The organism is Candidatus Polarisedimenticolia bacterium (assembly GCA_036001465.1).
In the GTDB taxonomy this organism is placed as follows: domain Bacteria; phylum Acidobacteriota; class Polarisedimenticolia; order Gp22-AA2; family Gp22-AA2; genus Gp22-AA3.
Window position 1 is genome coordinate 1 of the sequence record DASYUH010000055.1, and the last position, 18,927, is coordinate 18,927.

Annotated in this window: 12 protein-coding genes; 9 read left to right on the forward strand and 3 right to left on the reverse strand. The window is 70.1% G+C overall.

Annotated elements, in window-relative coordinates; translation table 11 throughout:
* Positions 1-62: 62 nt before the first annotated feature.
* From VGV60_10795 to VGV60_10820, 6 genes are all read left to right on the forward strand, one after another.
* On the forward strand, positions 63-623 hold the full coding sequence (locus VGV60_10795; protein HEV8701746.1) for a hypothetical protein: 561 nt from the start codon (positions 63-65) through the stop codon (positions 621-623).
* A 312-nt stretch (positions 624-935) separates the two neighbouring features.
* Complete coding sequence (locus tag VGV60_10800; GenBank protein ID HEV8701747.1) at positions 936-2,720, forward strand: S8 family peptidase; 1,785 nt, start codon at positions 936-938, stop codon at positions 2,718-2,720.
* 276 nt (positions 2,721-2,996) lie between these two features.
* Positions 2,997-4,163 carry a Re/Si-specific NAD(P)(+) transhydrogenase subunit alpha gene (locus VGV60_10805; GenBank protein HEV8701748.1) on the forward strand — a complete coding sequence of 389 codons (1,167 nt, stop codon included), beginning with the start codon at positions 2,997-2,999 and terminating at the stop codon, positions 4,161-4,163.
* 67 nt (positions 4,164-4,230) lie between these two features.
* Positions 4,231-4,713 (forward strand): proton-translocating transhydrogenase family protein, encoded by a 483-nt coding sequence (locus VGV60_10810; GenBank protein ID HEV8701749.1) that lies wholly within the window; start codon positions 4,231-4,233, stop codon positions 4,711-4,713.
* Positions 4,713-6,122, forward strand: a complete 1,410-nt coding sequence (locus tag VGV60_10815; protein ID HEV8701750.1) for an NAD(P)(+) transhydrogenase (Re/Si-specific) subunit beta — start codon at positions 4,713-4,715, stop codon at positions 6,120-6,122. Before VGV60_10810 ends, VGV60_10815 begins: the two co-directional genes overlap by 1 nt.
* A 95-nt stretch (positions 6,123-6,217) precedes the next feature.
* The gene (locus VGV60_10820) at positions 6,218-6,901 is read left to right on the forward strand and encodes an OmpA family protein (protein ID HEV8701751.1); all 684 of its coding nucleotides are present in this window, start codon (positions 6,218-6,220) and stop codon (positions 6,899-6,901) included.
* A gap of 27 nt (positions 6,902-6,928) precedes the next feature.
* Here VGV60_10820 and VGV60_10825 read toward each other — a convergent pair whose 3' ends face one another.
* Genes VGV60_10825 through VGV60_10835 form a run of 3 tightly spaced genes read right to left on the reverse strand, consistent with a single transcriptional unit; the run spans position 6,929 to position 14,467 of the window.
* Entirely contained in the window at positions 6,929-9,454 is a 2,526-nt protein-coding gene (locus VGV60_10825; GenBank protein HEV8701752.1) for a S8 family serine peptidase, read from the reverse strand.
* A 40-nt stretch (positions 9,455-9,494) separates the two neighbouring features.
* A complete protein-coding gene (locus VGV60_10830; GenBank protein HEV8701753.1) occupies positions 9,495-12,857 on the reverse strand; it encodes a tetratricopeptide repeat protein in 3,363 nt (1,120 codons plus the stop codon).
* A complete protein-coding gene (locus VGV60_10835; protein HEV8701754.1) occupies positions 12,854-14,467 on the reverse strand; it encodes an ABC transporter substrate-binding protein in 1,614 nt (537 codons plus the stop codon). The genes VGV60_10830 and VGV60_10835 overlap by 4 nt, the downstream gene beginning before the upstream one ends.
* A 90-nt stretch (positions 14,468-14,557) precedes the next feature.
* Between VGV60_10835 and VGV60_10840 the strand changes: the two genes are divergently transcribed.
* The 3 genes from VGV60_10840 (at position 14,558) to VGV60_10850 (ending at position 18,886) form a co-directional block, all read left to right on the forward strand.
* Positions 14,558-15,604 carry an ABC transporter permease gene (locus VGV60_10840; protein HEV8701755.1) on the forward strand — a complete coding sequence of 349 codons (1,047 nt, stop codon included), beginning with the start codon at positions 14,558-14,560 and terminating at the stop codon, positions 15,602-15,604.
* A complete protein-coding gene (locus tag VGV60_10845) occupies positions 15,601-16,581 on the forward strand; it encodes an ABC transporter permease (protein ID HEV8701756.1) in 981 nt (326 codons plus the stop codon). Before VGV60_10840 ends, VGV60_10845 begins: the two co-directional genes overlap by 4 nt.
* 85 nt (positions 16,582-16,666) lie before the next feature.
* Positions 16,667-18,886 (forward strand): S9 family peptidase, encoded by a 2,220-nt coding sequence (locus tag VGV60_10850; protein ID HEV8701757.1) that lies wholly within the window; start codon positions 16,667-16,669, stop codon positions 18,884-18,886.
* The last annotated feature ends 41 nt before the right edge of the window (positions 18,887-18,927 follow it).

Sequence of the window (18,927 nt, forward strand, 5' to 3'; positions counted from 1 at the left end):
GTGCCGCCGGGACGTTGCGGCGCCGGGTTGTGGCAGAATGCGCCGCACAGGGAGGTGCCACGATGCCTTTCGGAAGCTTGTGGGTCCCCGTCATCGTCTCCGCGATCGTCGTCTTCGTCGCCAGCTCGATTCTCCACATGGCGCTCAAGTACCACAAGGCGGACTACAAGGTCCTCGCGAACGAGGACGCCGTGCGCGAGGCGATCTCCAGGGGAAACCCGTCACCCGGGATCTACGTGACGCCCCATTGCGCCGACATGAAGCAGATGAAGGACCCGGCGATGCTGGACAAGTACGCGAAAGGGCCCGTCGCGATCCTGTCCATCCTTCCGAAGGGCGCGCCGAACATGTCGAAGCACCTGTCGCTCTGGTTCGGGTTCTGCGTCCTGGTGAGCTTCGTGTCGGCCTACGTCGCCCGGCACACGCTGACGCCAGGCGCCGACGGGATGCTGGTGATGCGGATCACCGGCACGGTCGCCTTCGCGGGCTACGCGCTTTCCGAGCTGAGCGCCTCGATCTGGAAGGGGCAGCCGTGGGCCAACACGTTGCGGCACGCCCTCGACGGATTGATCTACGCTCTTCTGACGGGTCTGACGTTCCGTCTCATGTGGCCGGGGGCATAGCCCCGGCCACAAGCCGTTGATTGGCCCCCCGGCAACGGGCGCCGTGTCCATGCGATCGACACTTTCTGTACGGCGTCTGGACGGCTCCCGCTAAGGGCAATCCTCGCTGCAGTTAGGGACCCCCTGGAAGCGTCCCCCGCCCCCGGTTTGTCGGGAATCCGCACAGATCAGGCTATTCAGGTGGGTCTCGCATCCTGCGCGGCCCGCCCCCTGAAGCCCATGCGCGCCAAGGAGTTACGCGAGGCTTCGGGTTGAACGCAGCGCTGGCAGGGGCCTTGCAGTTCCTCAGGGCGCATGACACCTCACCGCCGCATGCCATCGAAGCCAGCTGTCTTCAGGGTCATCGCCCTGATCGTCACGCTCCTGTTCGGCCAGCCGGCACAGGCGGGTCTGCTCGACCCGCTTTTGGACACCACGCAGCAGCTCCTGTCGCCTCTGGACCCCCTGCTTTCCGGCGTGACGGGGATCCTCGGAAAGTTGTCGGGTGACCTGCTGGCGATCCTCGACGGGCCGGCCGACGAGCAGATTCCGGTCGTCGTGCAGACCTATTCGGCACCCGACTCGGGCACGCTGAATCTCCTGGGGCTCCTCGGCGGCGTGCTGAAGTCGAGTTATTCCGCCATTCCGGGATACTCCGGCACGGTCCCGCGAGGTTCCCTCCAGCAGCTGGCCTCCGATTCGAACGTGGAGCGGATCTCTCTCGACGCCCCCGTCAAGGCCCACCTGGACGTGGCGGCCCGCGTCGTCAGGGCCGACCGCGCCGCCACGCTGTCGGGGTGGTGGGGCGCCGGGCTGACCGGCCGCGGGATCGGGATCGCCGTGGTCGACTCCGGAGTGCAGCTGCACCAGGACTTCAAGCGCCCGTACGGCGCGAAGCAGGCCATCGAGGTGGAGGTCGTCGGCCACGAATCCGGCCTCGCCGACTATTTCGGCCACGGGACGCACGTCGCCGGAATCCTGAACGGCAACGGCGCCGCGTCGAGCGATGCCCTGTCGTTCCGCACCTTCAAGGGGATCGCGCCCGGGGCCCAGCTGATTTCGGTGCGCGCCCTGTCACCGGACGGCACGGGCTACACGTCCGACATCATCGCGGGCATCGACTGGGTGGTGAAATACAGGAGCAGCTACAACATCCGGGTTCTCAACCTGTCGCTCGGGCACCCGGTCTACGAGTCGTACAGGACCGATCCCCTGTGCCGGGCCGTGGCGGCGGCGGTCAGGAAGGGAATCGTCGTCGTGGTCGCCGCCGGCAACGACGGATCGGTCGGGACCGGGTTCGGCACCATCACGAGCCCCGGCAACTCCCCCACGGCCGTCACGGTCGGCGCGCTGGACGACAAGAATACCGTCCCGACGACCGACGATGTCCTGGCCTGGTACTCGAGCAAGGGCCCGAGCCTGGTCGACTTCGTCGTCAAGCCGGACCTGGTCGCCCCCGGGACGTGGATCGTCTCCGCACGCGCGGTCTCCTCGTGGCTCGACACAGCGCACCACGAGCTGACCCTGCAGATCGCCGACTACAAGAACGATCCGGCCCATGCCGCGCAGGACGGCGCCTACTACACCCTGTCGGGGACCTCGATGGCCGCCCCGATGGTCGCCGGCACGGCGGCCCTGATGCTGCAGAAGGACTCGACCCTGTCGCCCGCGACCGTCAAGGCGCGGCTGATGAAGTCGGCCGTCAAGGACACCCGGCTCGTCTTCCAGACCGGCGCCGGCATGCTCGACGCCTACGGCGCCCTGAATGCGACCGGCACCGCGCAGAACTCCCCCTCGCCGCTCGCCATGGCGGCCAGCGACGGCTTCGTGTACATCCAGGACACCGCGATCCTGTGGGGATCGACCTGGTCGCAGGGGGCCATCTGGGGCGGCGACAAGGGCAAATCCTACGGCGTGACGCTGACCCCCGTGCCGCAGGCGATCACGTCCGGCAGCGGCGCCATCTGGGGCGGCGGCGCGGGCGCCAAATCGACCCTCGACAACGCGGCCGTCACCGGCTCCGGGGCCATCTGGGGCGGCGACCGCTGCTCCCTCGGCTCCACCTTCGGCTCGGTCGAGGGGGACGGGGCGATCTGGGGCGGCGACAACCGCAAGTGAGCGCCCGCTCGGATATCCCCCTGGCCGACTGACACCACCCGCAAAGCGAAATCCGGAACCACGTTCCCCGACGACACCCCCCCGGGCCGCCCTGTCGGCGGGTCGGCGGGTCTCTTCCTTCGAAAGGACGCTTGGTGATACTCTTTTCGCGGCGTCCGGGCCTCCTCCGCCTCAGTTTCCACCGAGGCAACCGGGTTTTCGGAACGACCTCGAGGATGCTCGACGCCTTCTCTGCGTTTGCGGGATGCGGGCCAGACGGCGGGAGAGTCCACGGCCATGAAGATCGTCGCTCCACGGGAGACGCGACCGGGAGAGCGCCGGGTGGCGATCGTTCCGGAGTCCTGCAAGAAGCTGGCCCAGGCGGGCTTCGCGGTTTCGATCGAGAGCGGCGCCGGCGATGCGGCCATCTACCCGGACGAGGCCTACCGCGAGGCCGGCGCCACGGTGGAGACGAATCCCGCCGCCCTGCTCGGCTCCGCGGACGTCGTGCTCAAGGTCAATCCCCCCGCCGACACGGCGGACCGGACCGAGATCCAGTGGATGCGGCCGGGGGCGATCCTGCTGGGATCGCTGATGCCCCTGCGCCATCTGGAGGCCGTCCGGGCGCTCGCGGCGCGCCGGATCACCGCCTTCTCGACCGACGCCATCCCGCGCACCACCCGGGCCCAGGCGATGGACACCCTCTCCTCGATGGCCAACATCACGGGGTACAGGGGGGTGCTCCTGGCCGCGGCGGATCTCGGCAAGTACTTCCCGATGTTCATGACGGCCGCCGGAACGGTCTTCCCCGCGCGCGTCTTCGTCATCGGGGCGGCGGTCGCCGGCTTGCAGGCGATCGCCACGGCCAGGCGGCTGGGCGCGAACGTCCTGGCCACCGACGTGCGGCCCGAGGTCAAGGAGCAGATCGAGAGCCTGGGCGCCAAGTACGTGGGGGTCGAGCTGAAGGAGAACGCCTCGGCCGGCGGCGGCTACGCCCGCGAGCTCACCGACGAGGACAAGGCCCGCCAGCGGACCGTGCTCGCCGAGCAGTGCGCCGCCGCCGACGTCGTGATCACCACGGCGCTCATCGGCGGGGTCCTCGCGCCGAAGCTGATCACCGCCGAGATGGTGCGGCGGATGCGGCCCGGCTCGATCCTCGTCGACCTGGCCGCGGACGGCGGAGGCAACTGCGAGCTGTCGCGGCCCGGTGAGACCGTCGTCGAGAACCGCGTCCGGATCCTGGCGCCCTTGAACCTGCCGTCCTCCATGCCCACGCACGCGAGCCTCCTGTTCTCGCGCAACCTGGCCGCCTTCGTCCTGGCGTTCACCCGTGACAAGGCGTTCCATCTGGATCTGGGAGACGACATCCAGAAGGGCTCCATCATCACGCACGAGGGCGAGATCGTCCATTCCAGGACCCGGGAGGCGGTGCAGACCGCCAGCGCCGGCGGCCTGCGGAGCTGAGAGCCCGCAACCCGGCTGCCGTGGCAGCGGGTCCGAGTCCTGCCGATCGGAAAGGAGACGAACACGAATGTCCGGACAGCAGATTGCAAGGCTGGCGGTCCCGCTGATCGCCGCGGCCCTGGCCGTCGTGGCCTTGGCGCAGGGGCCTGCGCAAACAGGGACCGCGCCGGCGGCCGTCCTCGCCTCGGCCCCGCTGCCCGACGCCTCCACGCCGTCCCCGGCGGAGGCGGCCGCCGAGCCTTCCGAGGGGGCCCGGCAGCCCCTGGACTACTGGTCCATGCTGTTCGTTTTCATGCTGGCCACGTTCATCGGGGTCGGCGTCATCCGGCGCGTCTCGCGGCTCCTGCACACTCCGCTCATGTCGATCACCAACGCCATCTCGGCGATCGCGGTGGTCGGATCGATCATCGTGACCGGCTCGGATCACCCCCTGTACATTCGTGTCCTCGGGGCGGTCGCGCTGTTCGCCTCCATGACCAACATCGTGAGCGGATTCCTGATCACGGACCGCATGCTCAAGATGTTCAAGCGCGACGGAGGGCGGAAGTGATCAACGCGCTCACCCAGCTGTCGTATCTCCTGGCGACGGCGCTCTTCGTCCTGGCCCTCCACTGGATGAACGATCCGAAGAGCGCCCGCCGCGGGGTGTTCGCCGGCGTCATCGCCATGCTGATTGCCATGCTCGCCACCTGGGCGCAGCCGCAGATCATCGTGCACCACGTCTGGATCGTCCTGGCCATCGCCGCGGGATTCCTGGTCGGCTGGCCCCTGTCGCGGGTCCCGCTGACCGCGGTGCCGCAGCGGACCGCGCTGTCGCACGCCTTCGGCGGCCTCGCGGCCGGCCTGGTCGGGACGGCGGAGTACTTCCTCTGGCTGGGCGAGAACCAGGCCCACCTGACGCCCTTCCGCATGACCGCGATCCTCGCCGAGATCATCCTCGGCTACCTGACCTTCACCGGCAGCCTCATGGCCGCCGGCAAGCTGCAGGAGATCCGCTGGGTCCCCCAGAGGCCCGTGACCTACCCGTTGCAGAACGTCACGAACATCGCCCTGTTCCTCCTGGCGCTCGGACTCGGCGTGGCTCTCGTCCTGAACCCCGCGGCGCCGTGGTCGTCCGCGATGTTCCTGGCGGTCATCGGCCTGGCGCTCCTGTTCGGCGTGCTGCTGATCATCCCGATCGGCGGAGCCGACATGCCGACGGTCATCTCGATCCTGAACTCCTACGCCGGCCTCTCGGCGGTGGCCATGGGATTCGTGCTCGACAACAAGCTGCTGATCACGGCGGGCGCGCTGGACGGATCGAGCGGCCTGATCCTGTCGATCATCATGTGCAAGGCGATGAACCGCTCTTTCGCCAACGTGCTCTTCGGCGCCTTCGGCTCGGTCGAGGCGGCCAAGGCCGGAGGCGAGCAGAAGGCCTACAAGTCCGAGACGATCGACGGCGCGGCCCAGCTTCTCGAGCAGGCCAGCCTGGTCGTCATCATCCCCGGGTACGGCATGGCCGTGGCCCAGGCGCAGCACAAGGTGCGCGAGCTCTACGACCAGCTCCGGAAGCGCGGGATCACGGTGAAGTTCGCCATCCACCCGGTGGCCGGGCGGATGCCCGGCCACATGAACGTCCTCCTGGCCGAGGCGGACATCCCCTACACGGACCTGGTGGAGATGGACGAGATCAACCCCGACATGCCGCAATGCGACGTCGCCCTGGTGGTCGGGGCCAACGACGTCGTGAATCCCAAGGCGCGCTACGACAAGGGGAGCCCGATCTACGGCATGCCGATCGTCGACGCCGACAAGGCCCGCACCGTGTTCGCCATCAAGCGCAGCAAGAACCCCGGCTTCGCCGGCATCGACAACGAGCTCTACTTCGCCGACAAGACCTTCATGCTGTTCGGCGACGCCAAGGCGGTCGTCGGGGAGTTGGTGAAGCAGCTGTCGGGCGGCTCCGGCATGCACTGAGACGGGAGTCCCCTCCGCGTTTCTCCCTCGATCCGGAATCGGTAGTAAAATCCGCTCGCTCCGTCGGACGGAGAACCGATTCAAGGGAGGACTCCATGAAGCACGGACGCCTGCGTGTGTTTCTGCCTGCGCTAGGATGCGCGGCGATGATCGGGCTCTTCGTTGCGACTCCGGCGTCGATGATGCGCGACGGGGAGTCCGGTTTCGTCTACTCGACCCCCCGGTCGATCGCCGAGGCCCAGTCGATCCTCGTTCAGGCCGGATACCTCAATGCCTCGGCGTACAGGCAGGGGGAGCTCGACAAGGCGACGGTCTCGGCCCTCCTGGACTTCCAGCGCGTCCACAGCCTGCGGCGGACCGGCGTGGTGGATTGGGAGACGATGAGCCTGCTCCCGGCCCACGCCCATGGGAAGGGCGCGCGCCTCTTCGAAGGCAGCAAGAGATCCCTTGTCCTGGAAGGCGTGAACTTCGAGACGGACAGCGACACGCTGACGGCGTCCTCGCACGCGACCCTCGATCGCGTGGCGCAGTCGCTCAACGCCTACCCCGACATCCGCGTCGAGATCGCCGGGCACACGGATTCGCTCGGGGGCGCCGACCACAACATGCAGCTCTCCGCAGCGCGGGCCGACTCGGTCAAGCGGTACCTCGTGAGCCGGGGCGTCGACGGCTCGCGCCTGGTCGCCAAGGGGTACGGCGACAGCATGCCTGTTGCCGACAACGACACCGCCTCCGGGCGAGCGAAGAACCGCCGCGTCGAGCTGAAGCGGATCGACTGATCGGCACGGGAGCGTCGAGAGGGCGGGCTACCTCAACTCCAGCAGCCTGAGGAGGAAGCGGGCCGCCGCGATCCGCGGCACGTCCCCCTTCGGGTCGAAACTCACGGCCCCTCCCGAAACGACTGTGTCGATGAGGCCCCGCTCCACCGCGACCGCGACGTAGCCGCGGAGCGCCAGGGGGATCTTGTTCTGGTCGAGGAAGCCGAGGGACTCGCCGGCGCGAGCCTCGGCCTCGGCCTGGAGACCGGCGCCTCGCACGAGCGCGACCGCGAAATCGAGGCGGCTGACTCCGGCGATCGGGGCGAAGGAGATGGCGTTCTTCGGATCGATGAGCTTCAGCCGGGCGCGCGAGCCGGCAACGCTTTCGATGTAGGGAAAGAGGGGGTTCCCCGTGCCGACGTCGTTGAACGAAGGCCTGACGGGAATCCTCTGCGGCCGGCCGGCGGCCAGCGCGAGGGCGCGCGCCAGCTCGCCGCGCGTCAGGTCGTCGTAGGCGTCGAAGACGTTTCCGCGCCCGATCAGGACGTTCCGGCCCACCGCGCGCGTGACCGTGTCGCGGTCGTCGGGCGGAAGCCCCGCGACGTCGGTGTAGTCGGTCACCACGGCCACGGCGTTCTCCTGGCGCATCTGGAACTCCTGATCGGCGAGCCCGCTTCCGGGCTTGAAGTAGGTTTCCACGTCGAGCGTCTCGGGAATCGCGCCCAGAAGGTGCGCCCCCTCGGCACGACCGAAGAGCGACAGGCCGTCGAAGGAGTCGCCGCGCGCCAGCTCCCGCCCGGAGGGATCGAAGACGACCAGATCGAGATCGTTCAGGCCGGGGAGCGTCCCCCAGGCGAGGAGCGCCTGCCAGGACAGGGCGCCCGGCTCCACGGTGACCGGAAGCGACAGCCGCCCTCCCGCGGGCAGGACCTCGCGGGTCACGATCGCCGGCCGGTGCTCGATGCGGTAGGGACGCTCGTCGAGCCAGCCGGGGATGTGGGTTCCGAACGGCCTCGCCGGATCGACTCCTCCCGTGATGGCGGCCCAGGCATCGAGCAGGCCGGCTCCGACCTCCGAGCGGTCACGGACCAGGACCGGAGTGGCCGTCGCCTGCAACAACCGCTTGATCGCCCCCGGGGTCAGGTCGGGCCGTGCTTGCAACATCAGCGCCACGACCCCCGCCACGTGCGGGGCGGCGAACGACGTGCCGCTCTCGGTTGCATAGTAGGCTCCGCCATTGAGCACCACGGGGCTTGCGACGGTGATCGCCTCGCCCGGCGCCATGATCGTCGGGTGGTAGAGCACCTCCTCGAAGATGCCGCGCGAGGAGAATGCCGACAGCCGGCCGTCCTTGCGCGACGAGGCGACGCCGATGACCCAGGGGGCCGCCGCGTAGGGATTGAGGGTGTCGGCGGCGGGTCCCTGGTTGCCCACGGCGAAGACCACGGTGATTCCGGCGTCGTACAGAAGGCGCGTGGCGATGTTGACCGGATCGTCGGGATCGAACCAGCCCTCGGTGCCCCACGAGCAGTTCACCACCCGCACGCCGTAGCGCGCGGCGTTTTCCAGGATGTAGTCGAACCCCTCCAGGACGTGCACGATGAACAGGTCCCCGGCGGAGAGCCCGAGGATCGACGCTCCGGGAGCGACGCCCCGATGGACCCCTCCGCTCGCCAGCCCCGTCCCCGCCGCCACCGAGGCGACCGCGGTGCCGTGGCCGAGCACCAGGTCCGTGTCGGGGAGCCCCTCCACCGCCACCGGGTAACTGAAGCCAAGGCCGACGCCCGTGGCGGGGGCCAGACGCACGTTCCCGGTGACCTTGCTCCCGAACGGCAGGTCGGGGTGCGTCGCGTCCACTCCGGAGTCGAGCACCGCGATGGTGACGCCCGCGCCCGACAGGGGCAGGCCCCCCGGCCGGGGAAGGGACAGATCGGCCGCGACCTCGTCCAGGCCGATGAGCGCCCGGCTTTCCGCGTCGAGCCACGACAGCGTGCGATCCGCGAACACCGAACGGACCGCCGGCAGGGCCGCGATGCGGACAATCTGATCGCGCGTGGCGTTCACCACGACCATCGGAAGCCGGCGGAACCGGGTACCGCCCAGGATCCCCAGGGCCTGGAGATCGGCCAGGTCGGACGCCGTCGGCGCCGAGCGGTAGGTGACGATGACGTTGAGCCAGGATGTGTCGGGCAGGAACGACAGCCGGCTCAGGAGCTCCAGGTCGATGCTCGCGATTCCGGTCTGAAGGGCGCCATCGAACAGGAGCGCGCCGACGTCGTTCCAGCGGATTCCTCCAGGATCGTTCCAGTGAAGGCCCGTCGCGTCGCTGAACAGGAGACCCCCGGTGTCGTTCCAGCGAATCCCTCCGGTGTCGTTCCAGCGGATGCCTCCGGCGTCGTTCCAGCGGATCCCCCCGGTATCGTTCCAGCGGATCCCTCCGGTATCGTTCCAGCGAATGCCGGACGTCTCGGTGACATAGGGCCCGGCCAGTGTCGGCGGGGCGAACAGCAGGAGCGAGGTGAGCAGGTGGCCGAGCACCAGGGCCCGACCACGCGAGCACAAGCGAAGCATCATGGTTCCGCCATCCACGCCGTCTCGGTAGGCAAGACGGCCGTCAGGTCCTGGCGCCATCCGGGCGTCTGCGGAGCGCTGGGCGCGCCGGCTTCCGGGCCGCGGGCACCGATCGGCCCCGTCCCTCCCTCATTCTCTTCAGCACGTCCTGGTAGGCGCGGCGTGTCCCGGCGCGCGGCCCCGCGCCCCGGTCGTCGGCGAGGGCCTGCCTGAGCCGGCTGAACTCCCTGTCCAGCCCCTCGCGGTCGCCGATCTCTCCGAGGGCCCGCATCAGGCGACACGAGACTCGCTCGTCGAGCGGGTTCCGCTCGACGATGATGCGGAAGCAGGCGGCCTCGCGCTCGGCATCCTCGCGCCGCAGACGAAGGGCGGCCGCCTCCCCCAGGGCGGCAAAATACAGGGTCTCGTAGAACGCCCTCGGCGCCCCGATCCAGTCGTCGCGCTCCCCGTCCATCAGCGGACCGCGGTGAAGCGCGATCGCCGCCGCATAGTCGGCGAGCGCCCCCGCCGCGTCCTGGCTCGACGCGTTGCGGCGGGCGGAGCGCACGAGCTCCTCGAAGGTCTCGACGTCGATGTCGTAGCGGTAGGCCGGGTTCAGGAGATAGGCCCCCTGCTCGCAGCGGATGAAGTTCTTCGGAACATGGTGACCATGGTTGAGCGCCCGGCGCAGCAGGGAGATGGTCGAGTGGAAATTGCGCTCGATCGCGGATGGCCGCGCATTTCCCCACAGGGCCTCGGCGAGCTGTTCCCGGGTGACGCGATGGTCGCGAGCCACGGCGAGGCAGCAGAACGCCCCGAGCGCGCGCCGGACGCCCGGGTCCCCCGGGATACGGTGAGCCGCGTCCCGGTACACCTCGATCGGCCCGAGCAGCCGCACCGTCAGGTCGACGGCCCCGACGGCATCCGCCACCATGACGATCGCGCCGGGCACGCCGGATGATGGAGTCGCCACAGGCCTCGCGGCGCCGGCTTCCCAAAGGCCTCCGGCCGAAGCCATCTGGAGGTAACCCGGCGCATCCGCGAGCGACGCCAGCAAGTCACGGAAATCGGCGTCCTGGGCCGCGATCCGCAGCACCTGCGCCCGATAGTCATAGCGCGCGGCGATCTCCAGCGCCCTCAGGGCCTGCGCGACGGCGCGGTGCCGATCGCGCTCCAGCTGGCGGGCCAGCGCGAGCCAGAGCCGGGCCATGCATTCCTGGTACGCCCGGCCGCTCGCGGAGAAGTAAGCGGCCGCTTCGGCGAGCACCCGGATGGCTCGCGAGGCCGCACGGGCGCAGACGCGCACCTCGCCCAGCGCCAGGAGCGCGGCGGCCACGCCCTCCTCGTCACCGGCGGCGCGCCGGCGGGCCACCGCCTCCGCAGCCAGCGTTTCCGCCTCGCCATGGTTGCCGCGTCGGGCGGCCAGGATCGCCTCCTCGCCCGCGAGGCTGTCGAGCAGGTCCTGCCGTCCGAGGTCCGACAGCGCGGCCCCTGCCCGGGCGTACCGCTCGCTCGCCGATTCCAGGTCGCCGCGGTCGCGACAGAGGTTCCCTTCCTCCTCGAGAACGTCGGCGAGCAGCCCCTGAAGCCGTCGCATCTGGGCGATCTCGCGCGCGTCGCCGAGAAGCGTCGCCGCGCCGACGTAGTCCCCCTGGAGCCTCGCGATGCGGGAGAGGTTCAGGTAGGCCGCCCCCTCCTCCGGCCCCAGCCGCGGATTGTCCGGGCCAGTCAGGCTGCGGAAGCACTCCCTGGCGCGGCTGAAATCGCCGGCCGCCGCGTGCGGCAGGCCGAGATTGTGGGCGATCATGAGGACGAGATGGTCATCCGCCGCCTGCCGCGCGAGGACCAAGGCCTCCTCCCAGAGCGCGAGGGCCTCGGTCAGGCGCTTCTGCCGCCAGCGGACGAGGGCCAGCGTGTTCAGGACGCGAGCCCGCAGGCCGGGGTCCTCGCTCCCGACCTCCGCCAGGGCCTGCGCGGCGCTCACCTCCGCGCGCGCCATCTCGCCGAGCCTCGACAGGGAGTAGGCCAGCCCCTGGAAGGCGGCGGCCCGATCGTGGCCGGTGATCTCCCCGGCTCCTTCGCCGCGCGCATCCAGGGCGGCCTGGAAGTGCGCGATGGCGGCGGTGTGGTCTCCCGCCAGCCGGCAGGCCTCACCCAAAAGCGCCGCCGCGATCGGCGGTCGCGCGCCGCGCAATGAAAGAAAGAGCGCCGCCTCGCGGACCGCTCCCGACATCCCGGCGCGCAGCAGAGCATCGCCCCGGCGTTGCAGGAGATCGGCGGTCTCCTTCAGGCTTTCGGCCGCCAGGAAGTGCGCCAGGGCCCGGGGAAAGTCGCCGCGCTGCGCGAACGCCCTGCCATAGCGCAGCTCGAGCGCCCTGCTCCCTTCGGGGCCGCGCGCGGCGCGGAGCTTGCGGCGCAGGAAATCGTGGAACAGGGGATCGTAGGCGTAGTAGCTTCCTCGGCCCTCCAGGGCCGAGATGAACATGTGCCGGCGCGCCAGATCCGCGAGGAGGCTGCCCGCCTCGAATTTCTGGAGGACCTCGGAGCAGACCTCGGGGTCGACGACCTGGGGCGGGCAGGATCCCAGCAGGAACTCCCGCACCTCGACGGTCTCGGAGGCGAAGACCTCCTCGCTGAAATAGTCGAAGATCTCCGATTCCGTGCGCGCGAACAGGCCCTCCGGCGGGTCGGTGGCGCTCGCTTCGAGCCGTGCCGTCTGCCGCAGGAGCTGCAGGGCCGTGACCCAGCCGCGGGTGCGGGCGTGGATCCGGCCGACGGTGTCCGGCCGCACCCGGAGGCCGAAGGCGTCCCGCAGCAGCGTGCGTGTCTCGTCGAGCGTGAACAGCAGCTCGTCTCCTTCGATCCGAGTGACCGCGTCTCCCGCCGACCCATTCTCGATGCCGACGTCCGGCAGCGAGCGCCCCGCCAGGACCAGGTGAATGGCGCCGGGCAGGCAGAGGGCGAGCCGCCGCAGCGCCTGCACGCAGGATGAGGAGCCCTCGAGGTGCTCGACGCCGTCGACCACCAGGACGATGCGTCCGCCGAGCAATTCCTCCGCGTCGTCGATGAAGACGTCGGCCAGGCGCTCGGCTTCCAGCGGATGGGACCGCAGGTCTTCATAGGCTCTCAGGCTGCGCTCGCCCATTTCCGGCACGTGTTCCGCAAACCCCTGCACGATGTTGCGGAAGAATACGAAGGGGTCGCGGTCGGACGGGTCGAGCGAGAGCCAGACCGAATCCTCACCGGATTCCCGGAGGAAGAGCGCCAGGAGAGCCGTCTTGCCGTACCCCGGCCCCGCCAGGACGACCGTGGCCCGCTTCTCGAGCCCGGCGTGCAGCCGATCCATGAGCCGCGGGCGGCGCAGGTGGAGGGGGCCGGTCGCGGGAGGCTGGAGCTTGGCGACGGGCCGGGTCGAGGATTCGCTCATGGGTGCGGCTCCTCGGTCGCCTCGAGCGACCACTCCTCCAGCCCGGCATAAAGGCTTCGCGGGCTGACGCGGGCCAGTCGCAGGCGGCGATCGACCGCGTGCAGCCGATCGCGCTCGAAGAGGAAGGTGTACGGCTGATCGCGGACGATGATGCGCTGCGCCGCGATCCAGAGGGGCCGCGCCGCCCGGGGATCGCGCTCGGCGCGCGCCCGATCGATGAGCCGATCGAGGTCCGGGCTCGAATATCCGCCGTAGTTGTATCCGGCGTCGCGCGAGGCGCTGTGGAAATTGCTCTTCAGATCGACCTTGGTCGACTCGCGCCACGATCCGACGAAGGCATCGAATTCGTGCGCCTCGTGCCGCGCGACGAAGGCCCCCGATTCGAAGAGTCGCGGCACCGCCTCGACTCCGATCCTGCGGAGCTGGGCGACTGCCATGCGGGCGACCGCCGACCGCTGGCCGGAGGCCTGGTCGGTCTCCAGCTCGAAGCGGAACGGCCGGCCGTCGCGATCGATCAGGCCGTCGCCGTCCCGATCCCGCCAGCCCGCCTCTTCGAGAAGGCGCCGGGCGGCGTCGGGATCGAACGGCACGGGCTCGAGCTCGGGATCGCGCGCCCACATGAAGGACAGCACCGGCCCGGCCGCCGGTCGTCCGACTCCGGGCAGAAGACCCTCGATGATCGCCTCGCGGTCGATCGCCATGGTCAGCGCCCGGCGCACGCGGGAATCCGAGAACAGGGGCCGGGCCGTGTTCCAGCAGATGAACGTGTACGACAGGTCGGGGACGCGCACCAGGCGGAGCCGGGGGGACGCCTGGACGCGGGCGGCGGCGCCGGGGGGCACGTTTTCCATCACATCGATGCCGCCGGAGACGACTTCATTGAGGAGGGTCTCCTCGTCGGGAATGACGCGAAAGACGACGGAATCGAGCCGAGGCAGCGGAGCCCTGAAATACAGGGGGTTGCGCGCCAGCTCGATCAGCGCGCCACGCTCGTAGCGCTTCAGGACGAACGGGCCCCCGGCGACCGGAGCCTCCAGGAAGGCGCGCTTCGGCCATTCGGAGAGGGGCGTCTGGTCGAACACGTGCGCCGGGAGGATGTTCCCCTCCACCGCGTCCATGAGCTCGTACGGGTAGTCCCGGACGAAGCGGTAGGTGACGGCCCGCGGATCGGGGGTGGCGACGCCGTCGATGAACTCCTTCACGTCGATCCCGGCCCAGGCGACGTCCGGACTGCTGGCCGCGCGATGCGACAGCAGGACGTCGTCCGCGGTGATCGGCCGCCCATCGCTCCAGACGGCCCGCGGATCGAGGTGGAAAGTGAGGCGCGTGCCGTCGGGAGACTGGTCCCATGACGACGCCACCCCGGCGCGGAAGGTCGGCGGCCCCTGCCGGAAATCATCCTCCTCGTAGGCGAGCCTGGGATAGAGAAGATCGGCGATCTCCTGGTCGAAGGCGCTGGCCGCGGTGTACACGTTGAGGGACGTCACGTCGCCGCGCACCCCGATCACCAGGCGGCTGGGCCCGGGACGGCGCGCCGCGGGACCGCCCCCGATGCCGGCGAGCAGCACCGCCGCGAATCCCAACACCAGCAGGATCCCATACCGTCGCATCGACATCCCCGCGTTCACCCCAAAGAATGCACCGGAGATTCCCCGGGGGAAATCAGGTGAACTCCCGAAAAGACCTCGGGGAGATCATGGATGGGTCCGGATCTGCGGGCGGGGCGCCCCGGACGCACCTTGACGGCAGGCGGCCTGTGCGCCGAATATCTCCGCGTGATCGGGTTCGTGGCTCGCCGGCTGCTGTCGACCATTCCATTCGTCTGGGCGGCCACCACCCTCGTTTTCCTCCTGGTCGAGGCTGCGCCCGGCGACCCCTTCGACAGGCTTCGCGAGCCGGGCGTCAGCGTGAGGACGGCCGCCCGCCTGCACGAGGCCTTCGGCACCACCCGACCCTTCCACGTGCGATATCTCGATTGGCTCGGGGGCCTGCTCCAGGGGGACCTCGGTACCTCCTGGTCCTATCGACAGCCCGCAGCCGGCCTGGTCCGCGACGCGGCCCTCAACACCCTGGTGCTTGCCGGACCGGCGCTCGTCCTGCAATTCGCCCTGGGGCTCGCCGCCGGCGTCGCGGCGGCCCGCTCGCGCTCGGGCTTCGCCGACCGCGTCGTGTCGCTGGCCGCTGCGGCTCTCTACGCCGTCCCCTCCTATTGCCTGGCGCTGCCGCTCGCGTGGCTCATGGCCGTGAGGCTCGGCTGGCTCCCCGCCTCCCAGATGCATTCGATCGATTCCGTGGATCTTCCGGCCCTGTCGCGGCTCCTCGATACGCTGCGCCACCTGGCGCTTCCCTGCCTGGCTCTCGTCCTGCCGGCCGCCGGCGGGATCGCCCTGTACGTGCGCGATCAGATGCGCGACGCGCTCGGGCGCGGTTTCGTCAGCGCCGCCCGCGCCCGCGGCCTGGGAAGCAGGCAGGCGGACATGCGGCATGCCCTGCGGGCCGTCCTGCTTCCGGTCGCGGCGCTGCTCGGCGTGGCGCTTCCGGGGCTCCTCGGAGGAAGCGTGGCGATCGAGGTCCTGTTCGCCTGGCCCGGGCTGGGGCGCCTGGCCTACCAGGCGGTCCTGGCCCGCGACGTGCCGCTCATCCTCGGATGCACGTGTCTTTCGTCGCTCCTCGTCGCGGCCGGTGGCCTGCTGGCGGATCTCGCGGCAGCCGCCCTCGATCCGCGGGCGCGGGAGGCCCAGACGTGAGTCCGGGGCCCGTGACACACGGCGCCCGGCGTCTCCGCCGGAGGAGCCCCTGGACGATCACAGTGGTGGCCCTCCTCGCCCTCGCCGGGCCCTGGATCGCGCCCTATCCGCCGGAAGAACAGGAAGACGTCGCGGGGGCCCGCCTGCTTCGGCCGTGGACCCGGGCCCAGGCTCTCGCGGCGGGACCGCACCGCACGCTCATCGTTACCGGCCTGCACCAGACACCCGACGGCTGGGCCTTCGACCGGGCCGGTCGAAGGCAGACGCTGCCCGCTGCGGACGTCACGGAGAAACCTTCGCCGCGCTTCTATCTGCTGGGAACCGACGCGCTGGGACGGGACCTCCTGAGCCGGCTCCTTTACGGCATGCGGCACTCGGTCGGTCTCGCCGCCCTGTGCGTCATGCTGGCCCTTCTCGTCGGAATCGGCGCCGGCGCGCTCGCCGGGCTCGCCGGGGGGCTGTGGGACGAGATGCTGATGCGCGGCGTGGAGGTCCTGATGTCCATTCCGCGACTGCTCCTGGTTCTGGTCTGCGCCGCCCTCTTTCGACCCTCGATCCCGGTCCTCGTCCTGGTTCTGGGCGGAACGACCTGGACGGGGCTCGCCCGGATCGTCCGCGCCGAGGCCCTGGCTTTCCGGGAGAGCGGCCCGGCGCAGGCGGCCCGCGCCGCAGGCAGCTCGGTCCCGCGCCTGGTCCTCCGGTACCTCGTGCCTCAGATCGCCCCGGTGCTCGCCGTGTTCGCCGCGCTCCGGCTTGCCGACACGATCGTGCTGGAGTCGGCGCTCTCGTTCCTGGGCCTCGGGGTCCCGCCGCCCGCCGTCTCCCTCGGAGACATCCTGGCCTCGGGTCGCGAGGTGCTCCAGGAAGCCTGGTGGGTGGCGGCGGCGCCGGGAGCGATGATCGCCGCGATCATCCTGATCGTGCGCTCGGCCTCCCGCGATCTCGTCCGCCTGCAGGATCCGCCTTCGATGACCTGACGGCCGCGTGGGCATCACGGCCTCAAGGACGACTATCCGCGCACGGTCCGGTCGAGTAACATGGCGGCTTTCCCAGGAGGACAGGATGCGCCGACACTCCGCGGTCTGCACCATGCTGCTCTGTCTCGTGCTTGTCTTCGCCGTCTCGAGCTCGACCGCCGCCGGGACGAGGCCGATCACGGAACAGGATCTTTTCCGTTTCGTCTGGATCGCCGACCCGCAGATCTCGCCCGACGGCTCGCGCGTGGTATTCGTGCGCGTGCAGGTGAACGAGAAGAAGGACGGGTACGCGACCGAGATCTGGACGGTCTCGACGAAGGGGGACGCGCCGCGACGGCTGACCGGCGGCCCCCGGGACGGCGGCCCGCGCTGGTCGCCGGACGGCACCAGGCTGGTGTTCGCGCGCTCGGCTGAGAAGGACGGCAAGCCGCAGCCCCCGCAGCTGTTCGTGCTGCCGATGAGCGGAGGGGAGGCGTGGCCGCTCACCTCGCTTCCCAAGGGGGCCGGGGCGCCCGCCTGGTCCCCGGACGGCCGGACGATCGCGTTTCTCAGCAGCACCACCGACGAGGACCTCGCGAAGGAAGCGAAAAAGAAGAAACTCGGGGACGGTGAACCCGAACGGGAGAGCGACGTGCGGGTCGTCACCCTGGCGGTCTACCGCGAGGACAACGACGGGTACTTCGATCCCGATCGCCACTCCCACATCTGGACCATCGCGGTGCCGGCCGCCCCCGGCGCGGACGCGTCGCCGAAGCGGGTCACGTCCGGTCCCTACGACGAGGGGCCCCCCGTCTGGTCGCATGACGGGTCCCGGATCCACTTCACGTCCGATCGCAGCCTCGAGCCGTACTACCAGCTTCCTTCCTCGGCCCTGTACTCCGTGCCCGCGTCGGGCGGAGAGGTCTCGCGCCTCGTCTCGATGGACGGGACCGTGGGGGCGTTCCGCTTCGATTCCGGCGGACGCCGGGTCGCCTTCGTCGGAGAGATCAACCGTCCGCCCCGGTCCTACGATCAGTCGAAGTTGTTCGTGGCGGAGCCGGGGCCGGGCTCCAGGCCGAAGGCGGTCGCTCCCGGCCTGGATCGGGAGGTGGGAGGGGGGATCATCAGCGATCAGCACGCGCCGCGCGGCGGGGCGCAGTCCCTGCCGTTCTGGGCCGACGAGGGGCGCTCGGTGATCGCCCGGGTGGCCGACCAGGGGACCGCGAATCTGCGGCGTTTCGACGTCCGTAGCGGCCAGGCGCAGATGGTCACCGCCGGCAGGCAGGAGGTCTCCGCCTGGACCGCCACGCCGGACGGCTCCCGGATCGTCGCCCTCATCACGACGCCGACCGATCTCGGGGACCTCCACCTCGTCGGGGGGGACGGCAAGCTCACCCGCCTGACCCGCGTCAATCAGGAGCTGTTCTCCGGGCTCCGCGTCACCGAGCCGGAGGAAATCTGGTACCCGAGCTTCGACGGCACGAAAATCCAGGCCTGGGTGCAGAAGCCGCCGGATTTCGATCCCCGGAGGAAGTATCCGCTGATCCTGAACATCCACGGCGGGCCGCACGCCGCCTACGGCTTCAACTTCTTTCACGAGATGCAAACGATGGCCGCCCGGGGCTATGTCGTCCTGTATCCCAATCCCCGGGGCAGCACGAGCTACGGCCAGGAGTTCGGCAACGTCATTCAGTATCGCTATCCCGGCGACGATGCCCGGGATCTGCTGGCGGGCGTGGACGACCTGGTCCGGCGCGGCTACGTCGACGAGCGCCGGGTCGGGGTCACCGGTGGCAGCGGAGGAGGAGTCCTGACCAACTGGCTGATCGGCCACACGTCCCGGTTCGCCGCGGCGGTCTCGCAGCGCTCCATCGCCGACTGGTCGGCCTGGTGGTACACCGCCGATTTCACGCTGTTCCAGCCGACGTGGTTCAAGGGGGCGCCCTGGGAGCAGGCCGACGATTACCGCGCCCGTTCGCCGCTGAGCTACGTCAACGACATCAAGACGCCGCTGATGCTCATCGAGGGGGAGGCGGATCTTCGAACGCCTCCGGCCACGGGGGGGGAGCAGCTCTTCCGCGCCCTGAAGTACCTTCGCCGCCCCGTCGTCATGGTCCGCTTTCCGGGCGAGTCGCACGAGCTGTCGCGCTCGGGCGATCCCTGGCATCGCGTCGAGCGCCTGGAGCACATCACGAACTGGTTCGACATCCATCTCCAGGGCAAGGAGCTCCACGTCTACGACCTGCCCGGGAGCGCGGCGGGATCGAAGACGGCGACCTCCGCCACGGGCGATCGGCGGGGGGATGGGGCGGCCGATCTCCCTTGAGGGGGCCAGCCTGCCCTCTGCTCCGCCCCAGCGCGAGGGGC